This is a genomic window from Sphaerisporangium sp. NPDC088356 (assembly GCF_040685555.1).
GTDB lineage: Bacteria > Actinomycetota > Actinomycetes > Streptosporangiales > Streptosporangiaceae > Sphaerisporangium.
The window spans coordinates 26,751-43,402 of the sequence record NZ_JBFBIK010000061.1 but is presented as its reverse complement, the minus strand read 5'-3'; the positions used below and the strand labels follow the sequence as shown (position 1 = coordinate 43,402).

The window sequence follows — 16,652 nt, the reverse complement described above, 5'->3', positions numbered from 1 at the left end:
ACGCTCGCCCGGGGCCGCCCGCCCTACGGGCGACCAGCGGCCCGGGCATGCGGCCTTGGGGGCCGGTCCCGGGCCGCGCCGCCCGCGCGGACAGACGGCCCCGGCAGACCAGCGACCCTAATCGAAGAAGTGACCCCGTCGATCACAGTGGCAGCTTTCCAGGCGGCAGCATTCGAAGGTGATCACGGATGCGGCTCTACGATCGCCATGCTTCGGCTGATCTCCACACGGGGTCGGGGGGCGATCGAAGGCCCGGTACTTCGTCCCTCAGCACCGGTCCGCCGAGAAGTATGGTGCGCCCTATGTAGTCTCCCTGATCATGGATGAGCCCCCCCAAACATGGCTTTCCTGTGGGGGCTCCGTCGCGCCGGATTGCACTCGTCCCTCGCCATCCGTCACGACGCGATTTTGAGAAGATCGACGCCATCGCACGTCCGGCTCAGGATGCCTCCAATGAAACCCAACGCCGCTGTTCAAGGTGGGTCTCGGACGAGAGGTATCGCCCCAACTCCTCCAGCGTGTTGCCGCATCGTACGTTCGACAGGCCGCGCTCCAGAGCCCTGGTAGACAAGCTGTGCCGGCGAACCGCGTACCAACCACCTCCCATGGCCTCGGAGATCAGCCAGTGCTTGCCGTAGGCGCTGTTCAGCTCGGTGATCGTCATAGAGGCCCCGCGCAGGCATCCTGGCCCGCCGAGGCGGAGCGTGGGTGACGTTCTTGCACCAGTACTTCGATGATCGCGCCGGATAGCGGATGGTGTTGTCTCAAATCCCTGTACCGTTCCGCTACGCGCCGGGCCGCCACGGTGAGCTCGTCAGCGGAGCAAACGGCGTACACCCGCCGCCGCGTGATCGGCGATGTCCGTCCGGTCCACCAGCGATAGGTGCGGCCGTCCGTCCACACGACGAGATCCGCCCAAACCGATACAAGCGCCAGGCCGTAGCCATCATGGACATCTGCGGTGACTCCGTGGGACTCCAGATGCTGGCATAGTCGGCGTGCCGCGCGGACAGGGGGAGAAAGAGTGATCGGGCCCTGTGTGGATGTGAATGGCCGTTGGCTCGGTACCGGTTCGGTCCAGCGAGTCCAGGCGGGGACGTTTCTCCGGCTCTCCATACGTCCCAAGCATGCGAGGCCCGATGGGACGGGGGAACTTCGGCAAGGACGACTCATGGGACGTCTTGCACAGCGTATAAACGTCCCATGACGCCGAATGAGCGACTGCGCTCCGCGATGGTCAGCAGAGGACTCACCACCAGGGAACTTGCCACGTCCGCAGGAGTGGACGTGAAGACCGTGGAACGCTGGCTCAGCACAGGCCGAACCCCACACCGCTCTATTGCTCACCGAGCAGCCGAATTTCTCCATGAAGATCTCGCCTACCTGTGGCCGGCAGTTGAGCAAGGTCGACGTGAGCAGCGCGGAAACAGCGAGCTGATCGCGGTTTACTCGACCCGCACGGATGCTCCGCTGGAGATGTGGCGTGCCATGTTCGAGCGAGCCGAGGAGCAGATCGGCATCTTGGTCTACGCGGCAGTCTTCCTGTATGAGTCGCTCCCCGACTTCAACGAGGTGCTCGCCGCCAAGGCGAAGGCTGGCTGCCAGGTGAGAGTTTTGCTTGGTGACGCCGACTCCCCCGCGATCGTCGCACGGGGCCAGGAGGAGAAGTACGGCCACGGCATCGAGTCCCGCTGTCGCGTGGCATTGATGCACTACCGGCCACTGATCAGCGCAGGCGTACAGGTGAATCTCCACGACACGACGCTGTACAACTCCCTGTACTTCGGCGACGACCGCATGATCGTTAACGCCCACGTGTTCGGGATGAACGCCTACGGGGCACCCGTCTATCACCTGCGCCGCACGGGGCAGAGCGGCCTGTATGACGCCTATGCCCAGAGCTTCGAAGCCGTCTGGGAACGCTCGCGACCAGCACCAGAGGAGTGACGGTGGCCCGCACCGAGTACTACGACGACCCCCAAGCGCCGGCGCCCAACAGCCTGGTGGTGGGAGTCTCCGCCGTCGTGACAGACGAGCACGGCCGCATCCTCATGCAACGCCGCACCGACAACAACCTCTGGGCACTCCCTGGAGGGGGCATGGACCTCACCGAGTCGGTACCGCAAGCAGCGATACGCGAGGTCAAGGAAGAGACCGGCTACGACATCGAGATCACCGGCATGGTCGGCCTCTACACTGACCCTCGGCACATAATCGCCTACGCCGACGGAGAAGTGCGTCGCCAATTTAACGTCTGCCTCACGGCGCGAATAGCGGGAGGGAGATTGGCGATCAGCGCTGAGTCCCAAGAGGTTCGATGGGTCTACCCAGACGCGGCAGATGATCTCAAGATGCACCACACGCAACGGCTACGACTACGCCACTACCTGGAAGGTCGCCAGACCCCCTACATCGGGTGAGGTGCTGGGCACACTGACCGTGCGGCGGTTTCCTACCCGCTGTTCCCGTGAAAAATGCTGTGACTACATAACTACACACCGATAGTATGGCGCGTGTGGCTCAACATGAGAATGCGCACCAGTCCGGTAGGTTTTGGTTGCCAGGCGTCAAGGAGAAGACGGTAGGTGGTTGGCTCGATCTCTCGAGCCGATGGCCCCGGCTGATTCTCGCTGACCCGCTCATTCCGTCTATGCGTGAGGCCTCCCGAACCACCTCACCGGACGGTACTTTGGTGCGGACCATGGTACCGGTCGATGACTTGCTAGCGGACGATGGCGTCGTCATCCACGGGATGCTCCGCAATCCCTCTCGAAGGATTACCCTGGTTCGGGTCGTCAGCGGGGGGCGCGCTGAGGTCATCGGTGGTGTGGTCCCCGATCCCGGAGAACAGCGGTTCCGAGCCGAGTACATGCTTGTGGGCCCACATCAATCTGGCGCCGACTCAACCTTCACCATGGCCCGACTGCGTGTGAAGCATCTTGACTCGTGGGCGAACCTGCCGGGTATCGCGATGGAGCTCTCAGACGACTGGAGCTGGATCACAGCTCGCTATCAGTCCCACGAGCAGGAATCTGTCATGTTAATGGGAGAGGCGGAACTAGCTCTCGACGCCACGATCACCCTACAGCAGCCGTCGGTTCATGGAGCTGGTTTTAAGCGGTCTGTCGAACTACGACTCGAAGAGCCAAGCGGCTTGACCGTGGACGAATGGTGGCGCCGCTTCGTGGTACCTGTGACTGAATTGCTGACCATGGCGACCGGTGTGTCCTGTCCCCCAGTGGAGCTGAAGCTACACGGAAAGGGGGACAATGAATGGGTGGATGTCCGCCACCCCCTGCTGCAGGAGTCCAGCGATGAGCCGCTCCTGGCGCACGAGATCTTCCTTACGCGTGATCGGCTTACCCTCCGCCATCTCGCGACGTGGCTGGAAGTAGCGGCAAACTTGTCGCCAATTCCGGCGTTAGTGACAGAGACGATTAACGCGCCGGGACGCCCTTTGCCCAGCCAACTGCTTGAGATGGCGAGTGCTGCAGAGGGTCTTCATCGCCGACTCATGCCCACCGATCGCAGGATGAGTCGCAGCGCGAAAGACAGGGCTAGAAGGCTCGCCAAGAAGGCTGTGCCGGAAGAGGTCCAGGAACGCGTTAGCGAGGCGCTCATGCACATTGATGAGCCCTCCTATATGGAACGGCTGCGCTATCTCACTGACCTGACCCGTTTGGCGGTGCCAGATGCGGCAGGTGTGACGGCTCAGATGCAGACGGGGAGAACTCCTGACACGACCAAAGTATGGGAAGAGCGGATCAAGGCTGTCCGCAACGGCTTTGCCCATCAGACCCCGGGGACAAAGAGCACGGAAGAAGATGAGGCGTGGAGGGAGCATGTCATCCTACTGCGTACCCTCTACTGGGTTCTCGTCGCCGCATTGCTGCTCCAGACGGGGGTGGAACCTTCGCAGCTGAAGGAAAGGGTTCAAACATATGATCCCTATAGCACACTTCTACGTCAGGCGAGGCGTTGGATTCCTGCCATCTACGCACCACCGAGCGATGACTCCCATGCCTTGGCCGGACACGGCGAGAGTTCGCCGGTAGCGACATAGCCTGTTCGCAAGATTAATTCATTGGCCCATAGGGAGCCAGATTGAGTGACCAAGTGAGTGACAACACATCCGCACGAGCGTGGACGCCCACGAACACCAAGGGATGATTACCGCAGCTCAGGTCGATCCATCTGCACCTCGGGCTCGCGTTTAGGTTGCCTGATAAGGAAGAGGTCCCAGGTTCAAGTCCTGGTAGCCCCACACAGTTTACCCAGCTCAGAGGCCGGATCCGGAGACCACGGATCTGGCCTTTGATCGCACCATCGAGTCCTCCATACGTGACGATAGGACGCACGGTGAGACGGTTCACGATTACGAGTGGTTGACAGAACGACGTTCTGTTCGTGCTGCAGTACTGAGGTAGAACGGCATGACGATTGACGGCAATGGTGACGGCAACGTCCTGCATCACCGTCCATGCTGAGCGCCTTGGCCAGAGGGGCCTGAATTGTTGAGGTCTGGAAACCTACCCAACTCGGCGTAGCCACTTGGGCCGACTGGGGTCGAACTTGCGCGAGAACGGTGGCCTGGATGGCGGCGCGAAGGTCCGGGGACAGCCTGGCGAGCGCCGTGCCGAGGTCGCCGTGTTCCACAGCGACCAGGAGCACGTCCTCGGCCGACTCCGGGTGCCTCGTCCCATAGGCGCCCGCGGTCCGTCCATCGTCGAGCGATGAGCTGTGCGGAGAGGCACCGGAGCGGCGCATGATGGAAATCAGTTTGCGGATCGCGATCGTCCAGATCCACGCCGCCGCGTCCGCCTCCTGAGCCCGGTAGCGACGGGCGCCCTGCCAAAGGATGACGGAGGTGTCCTGGATGGCGTCGGCGACCAGGTCGGGATCGGCACAGCGGCGGGTCAGACGCACGCGCAGCGGCCGCGCGTGCAGCGTTCTCAGCGCCTCGACCCGTCCCGCCGCGACGGCCGCGAGAAGTTCGGCGTCGTCGCTGTGCGGGCCGACCGGAGCTTGGTCCCGTCGTCGCTTGACCAATCGCTGCACGTTTTGTTTATCGCGCAATGCGGCGCGCTCGGTTCTGTGGCAGGGAGAGAATTTCCGGGCCGCCGGGCGTCTTTCAGTGGGCGCTGGAGCCGGAGAGGTTGAGCCCGACCACCCCGGCCACGATCAGTACGATCGAGAGCACACGCAGGAGTTCCACGGGGTCACCGAACCAGGCCATGCCGACGATCGCCGTTCCCACCGCCCCGATCCCCGTCCAGGCCGCATAGGCCGTGCCGACGGGAAGGTCACGCAGACCGGCCGTGAGCAAGGCGAAACTGACGACTGCGCAAACCGCGAACGAGACGGTCGGCCACGGTCGCCGCAGCCCCTCGGAGAACTTCAACGATACGGCGAACGCGGTCTCGAAGAACCCCCCGAGGACGATGAATACCCAGGCCATGGAGCCTCCTGAGGATGGGAGGCCGCCCGACCCGGTCCGCACCTCGCGGAGACGGGTAGAGCGGCTGAACGGGAGTCGGACAGCGATCTATGGCACGAGCACCGCGCGTCCCGGGACGAGCCCGCGCTCCAGGTCGTCGAAGGCTCGCTGCGCCTCGGCGAGCGGGTAGGACACGACGTGGGACTGGAGCAGACCGCGCTCGTACAGCGCGATCAGCTCCCGGAGGTCCTGGTAGGTCCCGACCATGTTCCCCTGGACCCGGAGTTCCTTGAGCACCAGGTCCATGGTCGGAATGCTGCTGGTCCCGCCGTAGCCGACCGCCGAGTACAGGCCCTTGGGGGCGAGCAGACTCACACTGAGCGCCGGCGCATCGCCCTCGCCCACGAAGTCGAAGACGGCGGTGGCGCCCTCACCGCGGGAGACCTCCGCGACCACTTCGGCCGCGTCGTCCCCGGCGACGTGGTCGGCGCCGACGGACTTCGCCAGGTCCCGTGCCGCCTCCTTAGGGTCGACCGCGATGATGACGCAGTCGCTCATCGCCCGCAGCATCTGGATCGCCAGGTGGCCGAGGCCGCCGCACCCCAGGACGACCGCGACGCTCTCGGAGGTCAGCCGGCCGATCTCCCGGCGGATCGCGTGGTAGGCGGTTATCCCGGCGTCCGCGAGGGGCGCGACATTGCGGCAGTCGGTGGTGGACGCCAAAGGGACGAGTGCCCGGGCGCTCGTCCGGACGAACTCGGCCATCCCACCGTCCACCGCCAGGCCCACGAACTGGTTGTCGGTGCAGCGCTGGTCCTCGCCGCGGCGGCAGGCCGGGCACAGCCCACAGGTGATCATCGGATGCAGGACCACCTTCGCCCCGAGTTCGACGCCGCGCACGCGCCTGCCCTTCTTGGCAACCACGCCGGCGACCTCGTGGCCCAGGGTGAACGGCAGCGGAGTCGGGAAGACGTCGGCGAGTTCGCCGTGGACGGCGTGCAGGTCGGTACGGCAGACTCCGGCGCCCTCCACCTGGACGATGACGTCGTCATCGTCGATCAGGTCCGGCTCGGGTACGTCGGCGACGACAGGGGTGACTCCGTACTGCTCCAGACGAACGGCGAGCATGCCGTCCCCTCCTTCGGTCGAGTGGTGAGCCGCCCGGCGCACGCGCGCCGGGCGTGGTTTAGGTGTGTCGGCTATGACCCGAGACCAGCCCCGGCGGCGAGGTCGACCGCCGGGACCCCCGAGGTCCGCGGCAGGGCCCGAGCGGGTACGAGCCACAGGAACGCGCCGTAGATCAGAAAGGCGGCGAGCGCGGCCGACAGGAAGCTGAGGTCGATGCCCCCCGCGGCGTTGCGCCACGGTCCCTCCATCAGCGGTGGAGTGTTGGCGAACAGCAACCCGAGCACGACCGACAGAATCCAGGCGGCCATCGCGTACACGTTGACCCCCCGGCTGAACCAGTAGATCCCGCCGGTCGTGCCGACGTTGAACACCTGCAGGTCCTCGGGGACGTACCGGCCGCGCAGAGCCAAGTGCCCCATCACGTTGATGACCAGCCAGGGTGCGGTGATCACGGTGAGCAGGGTGGTAAAGGCGGTCACGAAGCCCAGCGCGTCCCAGACGAGAGCCCCCAGGTAGACCAGCCCCACGCCGACCACGCTCACGACGATCGTGGCCTTGACCCGGCTGAGTCGCGGCACGAGCGAGGAGGTGTCCAGGCCGGTGCCGTACAGGGCCATGGAGCCCTGGCCGCATCCACCGAGCAGCCCGACCACGACGAGGGGTACGGCGTACCAGGTGGGCGAGACCCCGACGAGGCCGACGACGAAGTCGGTGGTTCCCGGAGCCATCATGCTGGTGAAGTACGCGGCGAACAGCAGGGCGAACCAGCAGCCGAAGAAGATGCCGGCGCTGCCCCACCAGGCGCCTGCTCGCGCGGCCCTGACCGGCAGGTACCGGGCGTAGTCGTTGGCGAAGGGGCCGTAGGACAGCGCGAGCGAGGCCGAGGTGACCACCGAGAGCACCCAGGTCGGCCAGAAGCCGCCGAGCACGTAGTGACCGCCCGCGTAGCCCGGGTCGAAGTCCGGGAGTTTGATCAGTACACCGACCACCAGCAGCACCGCGACGATCGGGGCGATCAGCTTCTGGGAGGCGATGAGGGTGGCGTGCCCGATCAGCGCGAGCACGACGGTTATCACGCCGATCAGGCCGTAGGCGATGGCGAACTGGAGCGTCCCCTGCGGCAGGGCGAACAGCTTGTGCGCGCCCGCCACCACCGCCTGGCCACCGGTCCAGACGGCCAGCGCGTAGAAGCCGATCGCGATGAAGAGAACGACCAGGGAACCGACCAGACGGCCGACGACGCCGAAGAAGGCTCCGCTGCTGACCGCGCTGTTGGTGCCGGTCCGCGGCCCGATCAGCCCGACGGGTCCGAAGAAGGCGGTCCCGAGCAGTGTGCCGACGGTGATCGCCCAGAAGGACGCCCACCACCCGAGTCCGAAGAGAATCGGCAGTGCGCCGAGCACGATCGTGCCGAAGCACATGTTCGCGCCCAGGAACACGGTGCCTACATCCCTCGGCCGATCCTGCCGGTCCTCTGGGGGGATGAAGTCGACTCCGCGCGTCTCGATCTGGCCCACCTCGTCAGAGGATGGCCGATGCGGGGGGGTGGTCTGCGTCGGTGTCATGGGCGTGTCTCCAGTCGTAGAGTCCACCCTGGATGGAGGGGCTGTGGTGGTGGTCCCGGGTGGTGGGGCGCAGTGGAGCGAGGTCAACGAACTTCGCCGGGGGCGGCAGGGGGAGAAGCGGTGCCGGGGGTGTCCGCGCCCGGTGGGCCGGCGATCCAGCGAATGGCCCTTACCGGGCATTCCTCGATCGCCTCGGTAACCGCCTTGACGTCCTCGGCCGCCACGTCGACGACCAGCGCCTGCGCGAACCCCCAGTCGTCGAGGGTGAAGTGCCGGGCCGCCACCTCGAGGCAGATGGCGTACCCCTGGCACTTGCCGGGATCGACACGTAGTCTCATCAGCTGCCCATCGCACTCGGCACGGGCTCGCGGGCCCGTGCGATCGTCGGTTCGTCCGCGGAAGGCGGGAGCGTCACCAGCAGGTGCCCCCACCGGGGGTCGCCTTCCACCTGGCCGCACTGGGGACAACCCGCGGCGAGATGCCGCGTCACCTGCTGCGGGTGGTGGTGCAGGAGCGTGCGCAGCAGCCCGGCGATGGCATCCGGAACGGCGCAGGCGCCGCGGCCGCGAAGCTGGGCCGCCCATCTGGGCAACAGCTCCGCGTACGGGACGCCCGGCCGGGGGCGGCCCAGTTCGGCGAGGGTGGCCGCGATCCCGGCGGACGAGGCCATGCACATTCCGCACTGCCCCGCGTTGTGCCGCGCGTAGTACGCGACGACGTCCGCGGCGACCTTGACGGGACAGGCCGGGGCCTCGAGCAGGTGCAGGGAGCCGCAGCCGAGGCCGCCGCCCCGCCGCCGCACGCCATGGTGGCTCAGCTCCAGGTCCGGCCAGGCCGGGATGAGGCCGCCGAAAAAACCACCGATGAGCACGTTGAAGCCGGAGTCCTCCCGGCCAAGGTGCTCGCGCAGGAGCTCTCCGAGCGGCAGGCCGGTGGGGAGCTCGTACAGTCGCGGCGGCCGGCCGGCCCCCGAGACCGTGGCGAGGAAGGTGCCGCCCGCCGGCCGGGCATCCGGCAGCCCCGCGAGTGCGACGCACGCCAGTGTCTCCACATTGAGCACGAGCGTGGGAGCACCCCGCACACCGACCTGGAAGGGCCGCGGCGGCTTGTCGGTGGGCCGGGCGATCCCGGTCGTCAACGCCCGTACGACGGCGGTCTCCTCGCCGGCGACGTAGGTGTCCTGCGCGGCGAAGACGTGGACCACCGTGGCGATCGAGTCCCCGAGTTCGGTAAGGGCGGCCCGCACAGCCGACCGGGCCGCCGTGTCGGCCACGTAGACGTACGCCTCCGTCGCCCCCAGCGCGGCGGCGACGGTGAGCAGCCCGTCCAGTACCAGGTGCGGCCGGTAGCGCAGGAGGTAGCGGTCCTTGACGCTGAGCGGCTCGCCCTCCGCGCCGTTCGCCACCACCGTCGGTGGCGCCGACGCCGTGGCGGCCCCCCGGGCCACCGCCCGGATCTTCACCAACGTGGGGAAGGCGGCGCCGCCGCGCCCGAGGAGGTTGCCCATGCCTGGAGCGCCGGCGAGCCGCTCCAGGCGATCCGCGGCGGTCCCCGACCTGCTGAGGTTCCGGTAGCCACCGCGGGACGTGTACTCGTCGCGGGTCTCCCGGACGAACGGCGTGGCACCGAGGAGACCGCGGTCGTCTCCCCGCCAGCCATACGTCTCATGCAGGGCGAACGGGGACGCCAGGGGATCCACGACCATGATGTGCACCCTTCGACGAAGGAGGGGAGCCGGCTGGTGAACCGGCCGGAGGGAGATCAGTCCGGGAAGGAGAAGTGCCCGGTGCCCTCGAGGAAGCCCATGACGAGGACGGGGGCTCCGCTGGTGACGGAGTCGCCGCTGCGGGCGGTGCCAAATTCCAGGTCGAGGTCCACGGTCCCGGTGACGCCCTTCCACCGTCCGGTGCCGCCGTCGATCGTCATGGTTCCCTTGTCCCGGCCGTCCACCATGAACCAGTCGACGTGACCGAGCAGCAGCTCGTCGGTGCGCAGGTCTTCCAGCCGCACCGCGCCGTAGCCGCGGGGCACCGAACCGTCGGGGGCGACCTCGTCCTGCCCGGTGAACAGCGTCCTGAAGTAAGCGGGTTCCTGCCCCGAAACGGCTACCTTCGTCACCAGGTCGGCTTCGTAGCCGACCGTCTTCAGCTCGGTGCTGCCCCGCAGCGGGACCTGCCGGCCCCACTGGGCCAGGCCGCCCGAGATCCACATCACCTCTCGCTGAGCCATTTCTTCGCGGTTCCTTCCTGTTCTGAGAACTCGGGGGCGCAGCGTGTCCCCTCGAGCGTTGGTCGGGGAGTCGGTCCTGCGCGGGCCGCTTCCTGCGCGGGCCGCTTCCTGCGCGGGCCGGTTCCTACGCGGGGAGGCGGGACGCGAGGTACTTCTGGAGCTGCCAGAGCGGCTGCTCGTGAGCCTGAAGCACTCCGCCTGTGGCGTACTTGGACCTCGCCGAGGCCTGCACCGCCTCGTTCACGCTGGCGTCCTGGGTCTGGACGACCCTCAGGAACTCGGTCGCTTCCTGGATCTTGGCCTCGAAGTCCTCCGCGCCGAGGTGCTCGTTCGGCACGAGGAAATGGATCTCCAGACGGTGGGTCTCCGGTCCGGTGGGAAGCGAACGGAACCAGAACGTGATGTCCGGCCCCGGCGCGCACAGGTATGCCGGGAACTTGGAGAGCAGCAGGGTGTGCGACCGCTCGAAGGCGCTCAGTCCTGTCTTGGCCGGGAGGAACAGCGGGTGGAGCAGATGGCCGTCCTCCTCGCCGATCGCCACGTCGGGACCGGCCATCATCCGCGCGTAGTAGAAGTCCGACCCGGTGTGGTGACCTTGCTCGCACCTGCCCAGCCGCCACAGCGGCTGCAGCACGTTCTTGTGGATGCCGATGTGGTGGTAGACCTCGAGGAAGTTCTCCACGACGATCTTCCAGTTGACCTTCGACTCCCCCCAGTCGATGACCGAGGCGATCTGCCAGTCGGTGAGGTCGTAGCCTCCCTGCGTCTCGGCGACCAGGGACATGTCGAACGGGATGTCGGTGTCCGCGTCCAGGTTGACGAAGACGAACCCCTGCCAGATCTCACTGCGGATCTCCCGCAGGCCGTGCGCCGCCCTGTCGAATCCCGGCCGTGCCGACATCTCGGGCGCGCTCAGCAGGCTCCCATCCAGCCGGTAGATCCAGGCGTGGTAAGGGCATTCGAAACGGGCCACGCAGCCGCTGATCCGCTCCTCCTCGCTGCGCTCGCCGCCCATCAGGTCGGCGTATCGGTGCCGGCAGACCCGGGAGAAGACGCGGACCTGGTCGTCGTTGCCGCGGACCACCATGAGCGGCTCGCCCGCCAGGTCGATCGCCCGGTAGCTGCCCTTGTCGGGGACCTCCTCGACGCGGGCGATGCAGATCCAGTCCTTGCGGAAGATGTGCTCGAGTTCGTACTCGTAGTACTCGGGATCCCAGTAGGCCCGGGTGGGCAGCGGGCGGCTCTCCTCCAGGGGAAGAGCCGCCTGCTCATGGATCTGCTGCACCAGCGCCTGCACGACGTTCGCTGTCGGACGGCTCAGAACCTCAGTCACCTGACTCCCTGCCTCTGCCGAGTTGTCATGATCTGCTGGTGCCGGGAGGGGCACCCGCTGGACAGCAGGCTAGGAATGGAGCGGTGAGGAACACATTGGCGGAAAAGCCACTCCGGGGACGGCGTGGCTAAGGGATGATGAGGCCCTCCTGGAGGGCTCGGGCCACCGCACCGGACCGCGAGCGCACCGAGAGCTTCTCCATCACGCGTTCCACGTGCGCACGGACGGTGCGGGTGGTCACGACGAGTTCGGCTGCGATCTCGTCGTTCGTGCTCCCGGCCGCCAGGTGCGTCAGCACCTCCAGCTCCCGGTGGCTGAGCCGGTACCGCTGCTCGCACTCGGTCATGATGAGGACGAAGATCCGGTCGCGACAGCGAAGGAGGCGACAGCTGTACCAGGTTCCCCGGTCGTCCAGCCAGGTGAAGGGGGTGTCCGCCTGCTTCGCCCGCGCCAGTCGTGCGACGGCCTGGCGTAACGGGGAGCCCGGATCAAGAAGTTCGGGCGAGGTCACGCCCTGGACCGCCTCCGTCGTGCCGTCCGGCATGATGGCGACAGCCGTCCGTTCCGCCGACAGCACGGAGGCCAGCGAGCGCGCGTCCCGCAGGGGATCCACCAGATTGGCCAGAACTCCGGCGAGGACCCCGATGGAGGTGACGGCCTCATCGGACGGCGGGGTGCGCGCGTCGTCAACCGACATGATCATGAAGCCGACGTCGCGGCCGCCGTCGGCGGTCAGCCCCATCAGCAGGCCTTCGGGGTATCCGGCCGGCCGGAGGTGCTCGGCGATCGGCCGGAGGGAGAGCGGGTCGATCGGCAGGTCGCACTCGCGCATGGGCCACCCTCGCAGGCTGCGCGCGTAGGGCTCCAGCATCTCGACCCGGAAGTTCTCGCCGGTCAGGTAGTCCGAAAGCTGCCGCGAATAGCCCACCTTGACGGCCGGCCGCTGTCTCTTGGTGATCGGGTCGAACCCCGTGAGCAACACCGCCGTGTACGGCACGACCGCCCGCAGCTCGTCCAGGATGAGCTGGATCCGCTCCTCCACCCGGCCGCCCGCGAAGGCGAGGGCCGCGACATTGGAGACCGTTCGCATGGCCCGTCCGTCGAGCGGAATGGACACGCGACGAGGGACGAGGGAAGTCTGATTGTCCATCGGTCACACTCACCAATCCAGGTCCTGGCGGACTCTGGGGGGACATTATGTCCCTGTCAATTCATTGCACAGCGCGTTTCTGGCACTGTGTCCAGATTGGTATGAGAGCTTCGGGTGTGAGTATCAAGCCGTTCACAACAGGTGCGTGAGCGGGTGGTAGCTCAACCGCGCGCGATCGAACATCCACCGCCGCCGCTCCGCGTCCCAGGCCCAGGCGCCCGTGGTCAGCGCGAGCGTGAAGAACTCGAACAACTCCTCCAGCGAGGACAGCGATGGCGGCGTAGGGGTGACCCGGGCCATGCGGAGCAGCGGAGCAGGACCGGCCGAGGCAGGATCGGCCTGGCAGTCCACGGCGAGGATGTAGCCGTTGCCTGCCCGGAACAACGGCAGCCAACCGGGGGCCCAGACCCCGTCGTCGGCGGCGTCGGCGTCGCCGTCGAAGTCCCTCAGGGCCATCGCGTGCCGCCGGTCACGCTCCCGCAGCGCCTCTCCCAACGAGAGCGGCAACCAGTGGCCGATGAGCCAAGGAGCCACCACCCGGGATGTCGGCTGGGCGCCGTCGTGCCGGCGCAGGTACGCACGGACCTCGCACGGCAGCACCAGGCCGGAGGGGCGCAGGAGATCGTCGATCTCCGCGTCCCGCAGCCCCGGGGCGAGACGGTGTCCACCCACCACCTTGTCAAGCACTCCCTCAAGGACGTCGAGACTTCTCACTGATCGAGTCCTTCCGGGGGCGACGGGGCTCCGCTCCGTCTGGTTAAGGACGGTCTCCCGCAACATATTCGCGATGCCCGGATCCTGGCCAGTGCCCACCGCTCCACCTGGCAGCGGGTCGCGGCCACGAAGACCTGGCGCATGGACTCCGAGTCGATGCCGTGGTCAGGGAGGTCCTTCGTAGCCGGCCGGAGGCTCGTCACCTTCGTACTCCTGCACTGGACGGCCGGCCAGGAACGCCCGCAGAGTCGCCAGATAGAGGGCCGGTTGATCCTCATAGGCGTCGTGACCGGCATGACGGAGGTACACGAGGCTGGCCTGGTCCAGCACGTGCCGGTAGTCGACGGCCGAGGACCAGCTCAGGTATCGTAGTAGATCCGCGTGATCTGCACGGCAGGTGCGGCGGCCTGGGCGGGGGCGACGAGCAGGGGAACGGTGACGGCCGCGACCAGCAGGCCAACGGTACGCGGGACGTGACGCAAGATGTGCTCACTCCTGAGACTTGGGACACAACGGAGTATGATGCTCACCGTGCACCCGAGGTCGGGCTCCAGCGCCTCGCAGCGGTACAGCGGAGTGTCGAGAAAATCGGATCGATCACCCGGCGAGCCGCCCGGATCCGAGCAGTGTCGAGGCGCATCTCCTGCATGACGCAGCAGCGTAGCGCCGTCGGCGCTGTTCCATTTGGTGGAACGCCCGGCGACCGGTGCCCATACTGGGAGCTGAGTCAGCACCGACGGAGAGGGGCTGCGGTCCGATCTGCCACGTGACAACAGGCGCGCACACCGCCGGACTCGTATGAATGTTCCGCAACAGTTCTCACAGCTCGGCGCCTACAGCAGTACCCGCGACCGAATGCTGATCGTTGCCTGACAAGGAAGAGGTGCCAGGTTCAAGTCCTGGTAGGCCCACCATCCAGAACGTCCCGCAGGGAACATCGTGCGGGGGGTGTTCTACTGTGACCCGTCCGTCTCGGAATCAGCAGTGCGGACCCCCTGGCGGAGCGCCCACATCGCGACAGCGAGGGCCAGCAAGCGCACCAGGTTGCCCCGGTGCCAGGTCTGAACAAGCCTGCGGACTTCCGTCGCGCTGAGCGGCTCGTTGCTTCGCAATAGTGCAAGGTTGACGGTTCGTACCAGATAGGCGGTCAGTGCTGTCGCCGATACTGTGCTCACCGCGGCCGTGATGATGACACGTCTGTCACCACCGGATCGCCAACCGTCGATCAGAGTGGCCGCGGTGGCCGCGAGGGTCACCGGTGCCACCGGGAGGTAGTAGCGCAGCGGGCTTCCGGCACCCAGGAGCTTCGGCGCCCGGTCCGATCGGGCGTCCACCAGCAGTTGAGGCATGTCGACCATCGCCTCGTAGACATTGCCGAAGAACCAGTGGACCTGACCCAGCCGGGCTACCACGGCCACGGCTCGCGATTGCTTACCCGACTTGTTCCGCACGCCAGTAGCATCCCAGATCTCGACGCTCGAACTATTCACCTCTTCTGCGAAGGGGGGCAATCGGGTATTGCCCCGAGGGCGATGACCTCGCCCGCCCCTATCAGGTCGCAACCCGGGTTCTCCTCGCTGGTGAAGCGTCCCGAGTCAAGGGCGGTCGGCCTCATTTGTAGACGATCGACTCGTTCCCCTTGCCGGGGAACACCATGATCAGCAGTTGTACGGCGCCGTCTGGGGCATCGATGACCTGGGTGACGAGCTTTCGGCCTCGCAGGTGGACCCGGACCCGGTAGGACCCCGGGCCGGCGGACGTGAGACCGGGTAGGCGTTGTCCATCACCGTCCACGAGGTTCAGAGAGCCACTTGGACTCTCGTAGCCGACTTCGACCACCTCCTCCCAGCCCTTGATCTCCAACGGCGGTCGCCTGGTGTAGGACTCGGCGGTCACGCAGGCGTGCCCGATCTCGTCGGCCGCCCAGATCGTCAGAGCTCCCCGCTCGCTTCCGACCAGGTCCTCCACCATCTCAGGGATGGTGCCCTCGTAGCCCTCGTCCCATCCGTTTATCGTCCAGAACTCGGTCCACATGGTGGCCCGTTTCTGCCGTACCGGCCTGATCTTCGGCTGGTGCGTCGGATGCGCCGCGCAGGCCTTCTCCTTCTCAGCGACGTACGCGGCCTCTTCCGCTTTCTCCTGCTGGGCGTCCGCCTCCTGCGTCCGGGCCACCTCGGGGCACAGGCTTGCCAGCGACCCGGCCAAGGACGCCTGCGGTGCCTCTTGTACGGCCTGCGCGTTGACATCGCCCCCATGCTGTACGGCCAGGCCGCACAAGTGGTGTCCCTGGGCCAGCACCTCCCGGTCGGGAACCTCACTCCACCCGGCGACACCCACCTTGTCGTAGGAGTAGCCACGGACCTCGCACAGGAAGATCTTCTCCGCCTTGCTGAGTCCCCTGACCGGGCCGTCACCGAATCCGGTGCAGCCGAGTTCGTACTCGCTGCTCACCCTGCCGGGAGAGGTGGACTCGGCTGCGAGCAGGAGGGTCGCCGAGACCGTCAGGACAGCGACCGCCGTACGGACGAGCGGGCCGCGCCGCACGAACTCCCGCCGGGGAGAGCGTACGGCCAGCAGCACCAAGAGCGGGGGAGCCAGGAAGTAGAGGTCCATGCCCACGCGCCGGTTCACTATGTCCGGTGGTCCCGGCCAGTCCATGCATTGCGGGCTGAGTGCCGAGTCGAGGTCGACCAGTAGGAGGTCATGGAGCTGGAGGAGAAGTAGTGCCGCTGCGGCGGAGCGGGCGGCGATCCTGCCGAGCCCGTAACGCCCGCTCCGGATGCTCAGATACCAGCCTGCGAAGCCCAAGACGATCAGCGGTGCTCCGCCGTACCAGAAGACAGGGATGTCGACGAGCACATCTTCCGGATATCTGATCAGGTCGTAGAGCCAGTTGCTCGGACACGGGTACCAGAACACTGAGGCGTAGCTCTGGATGCCGTCGTTCCCGGTCAGGAGCGATTCGATCCAGTAGTAGAAGTCGGGGCCCAGCGCGGTGAGCAAAGCCATCGTCCAGAGAACGCATGATCGTCGAGCCACGACAGCGAAGACTATCTATCACGACATATATGGCTACGAACCCGTACGCCATGCAAC

The 16,652-nt window shown here is 66.6% G+C and carries 17 protein-coding genes; 3 read left to right on the top strand and 14 right to left on the bottom strand.

All coding sequences use genetic code 11. The annotated features are described in order from the left end of the window. Nucleotides 1-439 precede the first annotated feature (439 nt). Nucleotides 440-664, bottom strand: a complete 225-nt coding sequence (locus AB0O34_RS22275; protein WP_363918159.1) for a hypothetical protein — start codon at nt 662-664, stop codon at nt 440-442. Between the two features lie 623 nt (nt 665-1,287). Here AB0O34_RS22275 and AB0O34_RS22270 point away from each other — a divergent pair. The 3 genes from AB0O34_RS22270 to AB0O34_RS22260 all read left to right on the top strand — a co-directional run bounded on the left by AB0O34_RS22270 (nt 1,288) and on the right by AB0O34_RS22260 (nt 4,063). Continuing rightward, nucleotides 1,288-1,947 (top strand): XRE family transcriptional regulator, encoded by a 660-nt coding sequence (locus AB0O34_RS22270; RefSeq protein ID WP_363918157.1) that lies wholly within the window; start codon nt 1,288-1,290, stop codon nt 1,945-1,947. Nucleotides 1,948-1,949: 2 nt separating this feature from the next. Beyond that, nucleotides 1,950-2,420 (top strand): NUDIX domain-containing protein, encoded by a 471-nt coding sequence (locus tag AB0O34_RS22265; protein ID WP_363918155.1) that lies wholly within the window; start codon nt 1,950-1,952, stop codon nt 2,418-2,420. Nucleotides 2,421-2,701: 281 nt separating this feature from the next. Next, on the top strand, nt 2,702-4,063 hold the full coding sequence (locus AB0O34_RS22260; RefSeq protein ID WP_363918153.1) for a HEPN domain-containing protein: 1,362 nt from the start codon (nt 2,702-2,704) through the stop codon (nt 4,061-4,063). Nucleotides 4,064-4,245: 182 nt separating this feature from the next. On the opposite strand, the gene AB0O34_RS22255 is transcribed toward AB0O34_RS22260, so the two are convergent. The 13 genes from AB0O34_RS22255 to AB0O34_RS22195 all read right to left on the bottom strand — a co-directional run bounded on the left by AB0O34_RS22255 (nt 4,246) and on the right by AB0O34_RS22195 (nt 16,565). Continuing rightward, the gene (locus AB0O34_RS22255) at nt 4,246-5,049 is read right to left on the bottom strand and encodes a sigma factor (RefSeq protein WP_363918151.1); all 804 of its coding nucleotides are present in this window, start codon (nt 5,047-5,049) and stop codon (nt 4,246-4,248) included. An 82-nt stretch (nt 5,050-5,131) separates the two neighbouring features. Continuing rightward, nucleotides 5,132-5,458 carry a multidrug efflux SMR transporter gene (locus tag AB0O34_RS22250; RefSeq protein WP_363918149.1) on the bottom strand — a complete coding sequence of 109 codons (327 nt, stop codon included), beginning with the start codon at nt 5,456-5,458 and terminating at the stop codon, nt 5,132-5,134. Between the two features lie 87 nt (nt 5,459-5,545). Next, nucleotides 5,546-6,565: an NAD(P)-dependent alcohol dehydrogenase gene (locus tag AB0O34_RS22245; RefSeq protein ID WP_363918147.1), complete on the bottom strand. Its 1,020-nt coding sequence runs from the start codon at nt 6,563-6,565 to the stop codon at nt 5,546-5,548. Nucleotides 6,566-6,636: 71 nt separating this feature from the next. Continuing rightward, nucleotides 6,637-8,130 (bottom strand): cytosine permease, encoded by a 1,494-nt coding sequence (locus AB0O34_RS22240; protein ID WP_363918145.1) that lies wholly within the window; start codon nt 8,128-8,130, stop codon nt 6,637-6,639. A gap of 83 nt (nt 8,131-8,213) precedes the next feature. Further along, complete coding sequence (locus AB0O34_RS22235; RefSeq protein ID WP_363918143.1) at nt 8,214-8,468, bottom strand: ferredoxin; 255 nt, start codon at nt 8,466-8,468, stop codon at nt 8,214-8,216. After that, nucleotides 8,468-9,835: an NADH-ubiquinone oxidoreductase-F iron-sulfur binding region domain-containing protein gene (locus AB0O34_RS22230; RefSeq protein WP_363918141.1), complete on the bottom strand. Its 1,368-nt coding sequence runs from the start codon at nt 9,833-9,835 to the stop codon at nt 8,468-8,470. The genes AB0O34_RS22235 and AB0O34_RS22230 overlap by 1 nt, the downstream gene beginning before the upstream one ends. A gap of 56 nt (nt 9,836-9,891) precedes the next feature. After that, a complete protein-coding gene (locus tag AB0O34_RS22225) occupies nt 9,892-10,359 on the bottom strand; it encodes a hypothetical protein (protein ID WP_363918139.1) in 468 nt (155 codons plus the stop codon). Between the two features lie 124 nt (nt 10,360-10,483). Further along, complete coding sequence (locus tag AB0O34_RS22220) at nt 10,484-11,692, bottom strand: aromatic ring-hydroxylating dioxygenase subunit alpha (protein WP_363918137.1); 1,209 nt, start codon at nt 11,690-11,692, stop codon at nt 10,484-10,486. A gap of 127 nt (nt 11,693-11,819) precedes the next feature. Further along, the gene (locus AB0O34_RS22215) at nt 11,820-12,782 is read right to left on the bottom strand and encodes a LuxR C-terminal-related transcriptional regulator (protein WP_363918135.1); all 963 of its coding nucleotides are present in this window, start codon (nt 12,780-12,782) and stop codon (nt 11,820-11,822) included. Between the two features lie 192 nt (nt 12,783-12,974). Further along, nucleotides 12,975-13,556, bottom strand: a complete 582-nt coding sequence (locus tag AB0O34_RS22210; protein WP_363918133.1) for an SMI1/KNR4 family protein — start codon at nt 13,554-13,556, stop codon at nt 12,975-12,977. Nucleotides 13,557-13,915: 359 nt separating this feature from the next. Beyond that, nucleotides 13,916-14,038: a hypothetical protein gene (locus AB0O34_RS22205; protein ID WP_363918131.1), complete on the bottom strand. Its 123-nt coding sequence runs from the start codon at nt 14,036-14,038 to the stop codon at nt 13,916-13,918. Between the two features lie 471 nt (nt 14,039-14,509). Continuing rightward, complete coding sequence (locus AB0O34_RS22200) at nt 14,510-15,007, bottom strand: DUF1772 domain-containing protein (protein ID WP_363918129.1); 498 nt, start codon at nt 15,005-15,007, stop codon at nt 14,510-14,512. A 160-nt stretch (nt 15,008-15,167) separates the two neighbouring features. Further along, nucleotides 15,168-16,565, bottom strand: coding sequence for a hypothetical protein (locus tag AB0O34_RS22195; RefSeq protein WP_363918127.1), 1,398 nt, complete (start codon nt 16,563-16,565; stop codon nt 15,168-15,170). Between the last annotated feature and the right edge of the window lie 87 nt (nt 16,566-16,652).

What these genes read in the sequence shown, in the direction of transcription:
- AB0O34_RS22275 (WP_363918159.1), bottom strand. Translation starts at nt 664, where the DNA reads ATGACGATCACCGAGCTGAACAGCGCCTACGGCAAGCACTGGCTGATC.
- AB0O34_RS22260 (WP_363918153.1), top strand. Translation starts at nt 2,702, where the DNA reads ATGGTACCGGTCGATGACTTGCTAGCGGACGATGGCGTCGTCATCCAC.
- AB0O34_RS22250 (WP_363918149.1), bottom strand. Translation starts at nt 5,458, where the DNA reads ATGGCCTGGGTATTCATCGTCCTCGGGGGGTTCTTCGAGACCGCGTTC.
- AB0O34_RS22245 (WP_363918147.1), bottom strand. Translation starts at nt 6,565, where the DNA reads ATGCTCGCCGTTCGTCTGGAGCAGTACGGAGTCACCCCTGTCGTCGCC.
- AB0O34_RS22240 (WP_363918145.1), bottom strand. Translation starts at nt 8,130, where the DNA reads ATGACACCGACGCAGACCACCCCCCCGCATCGGCCATCCTCTGACGAG.
- AB0O34_RS22235 (WP_363918143.1), bottom strand. Translation starts at nt 8,468, where the DNA reads ATGAGACTACGTGTCGATCCCGGCAAGTGCCAGGGGTACGCCATCTGC.
- AB0O34_RS22230 (WP_363918141.1), bottom strand. Translation starts at nt 9,835, where the DNA reads ATGGTCGTGGATCCCCTGGCGTCCCCGTTCGCCCTGCATGAGACGTAT.
- AB0O34_RS22225 (WP_363918139.1), bottom strand. Translation starts at nt 10,359, where the DNA reads ATGGCTCAGCGAGAGGTGATGTGGATCTCGGGCGGCCTGGCCCAGTGG.
- AB0O34_RS22215 (WP_363918135.1), bottom strand. Translation starts at nt 12,782, where the DNA reads ATGCGAACGGTCTCCAATGTCGCGGCCCTCGCCTTCGCGGGCGGCCGG.
- AB0O34_RS22195 (WP_363918127.1), bottom strand. Translation starts at nt 16,565, where the DNA reads ATGGCTTTGCTCACCGCGCTGGGCCCCGACTTCTACTACTGGATCGAA.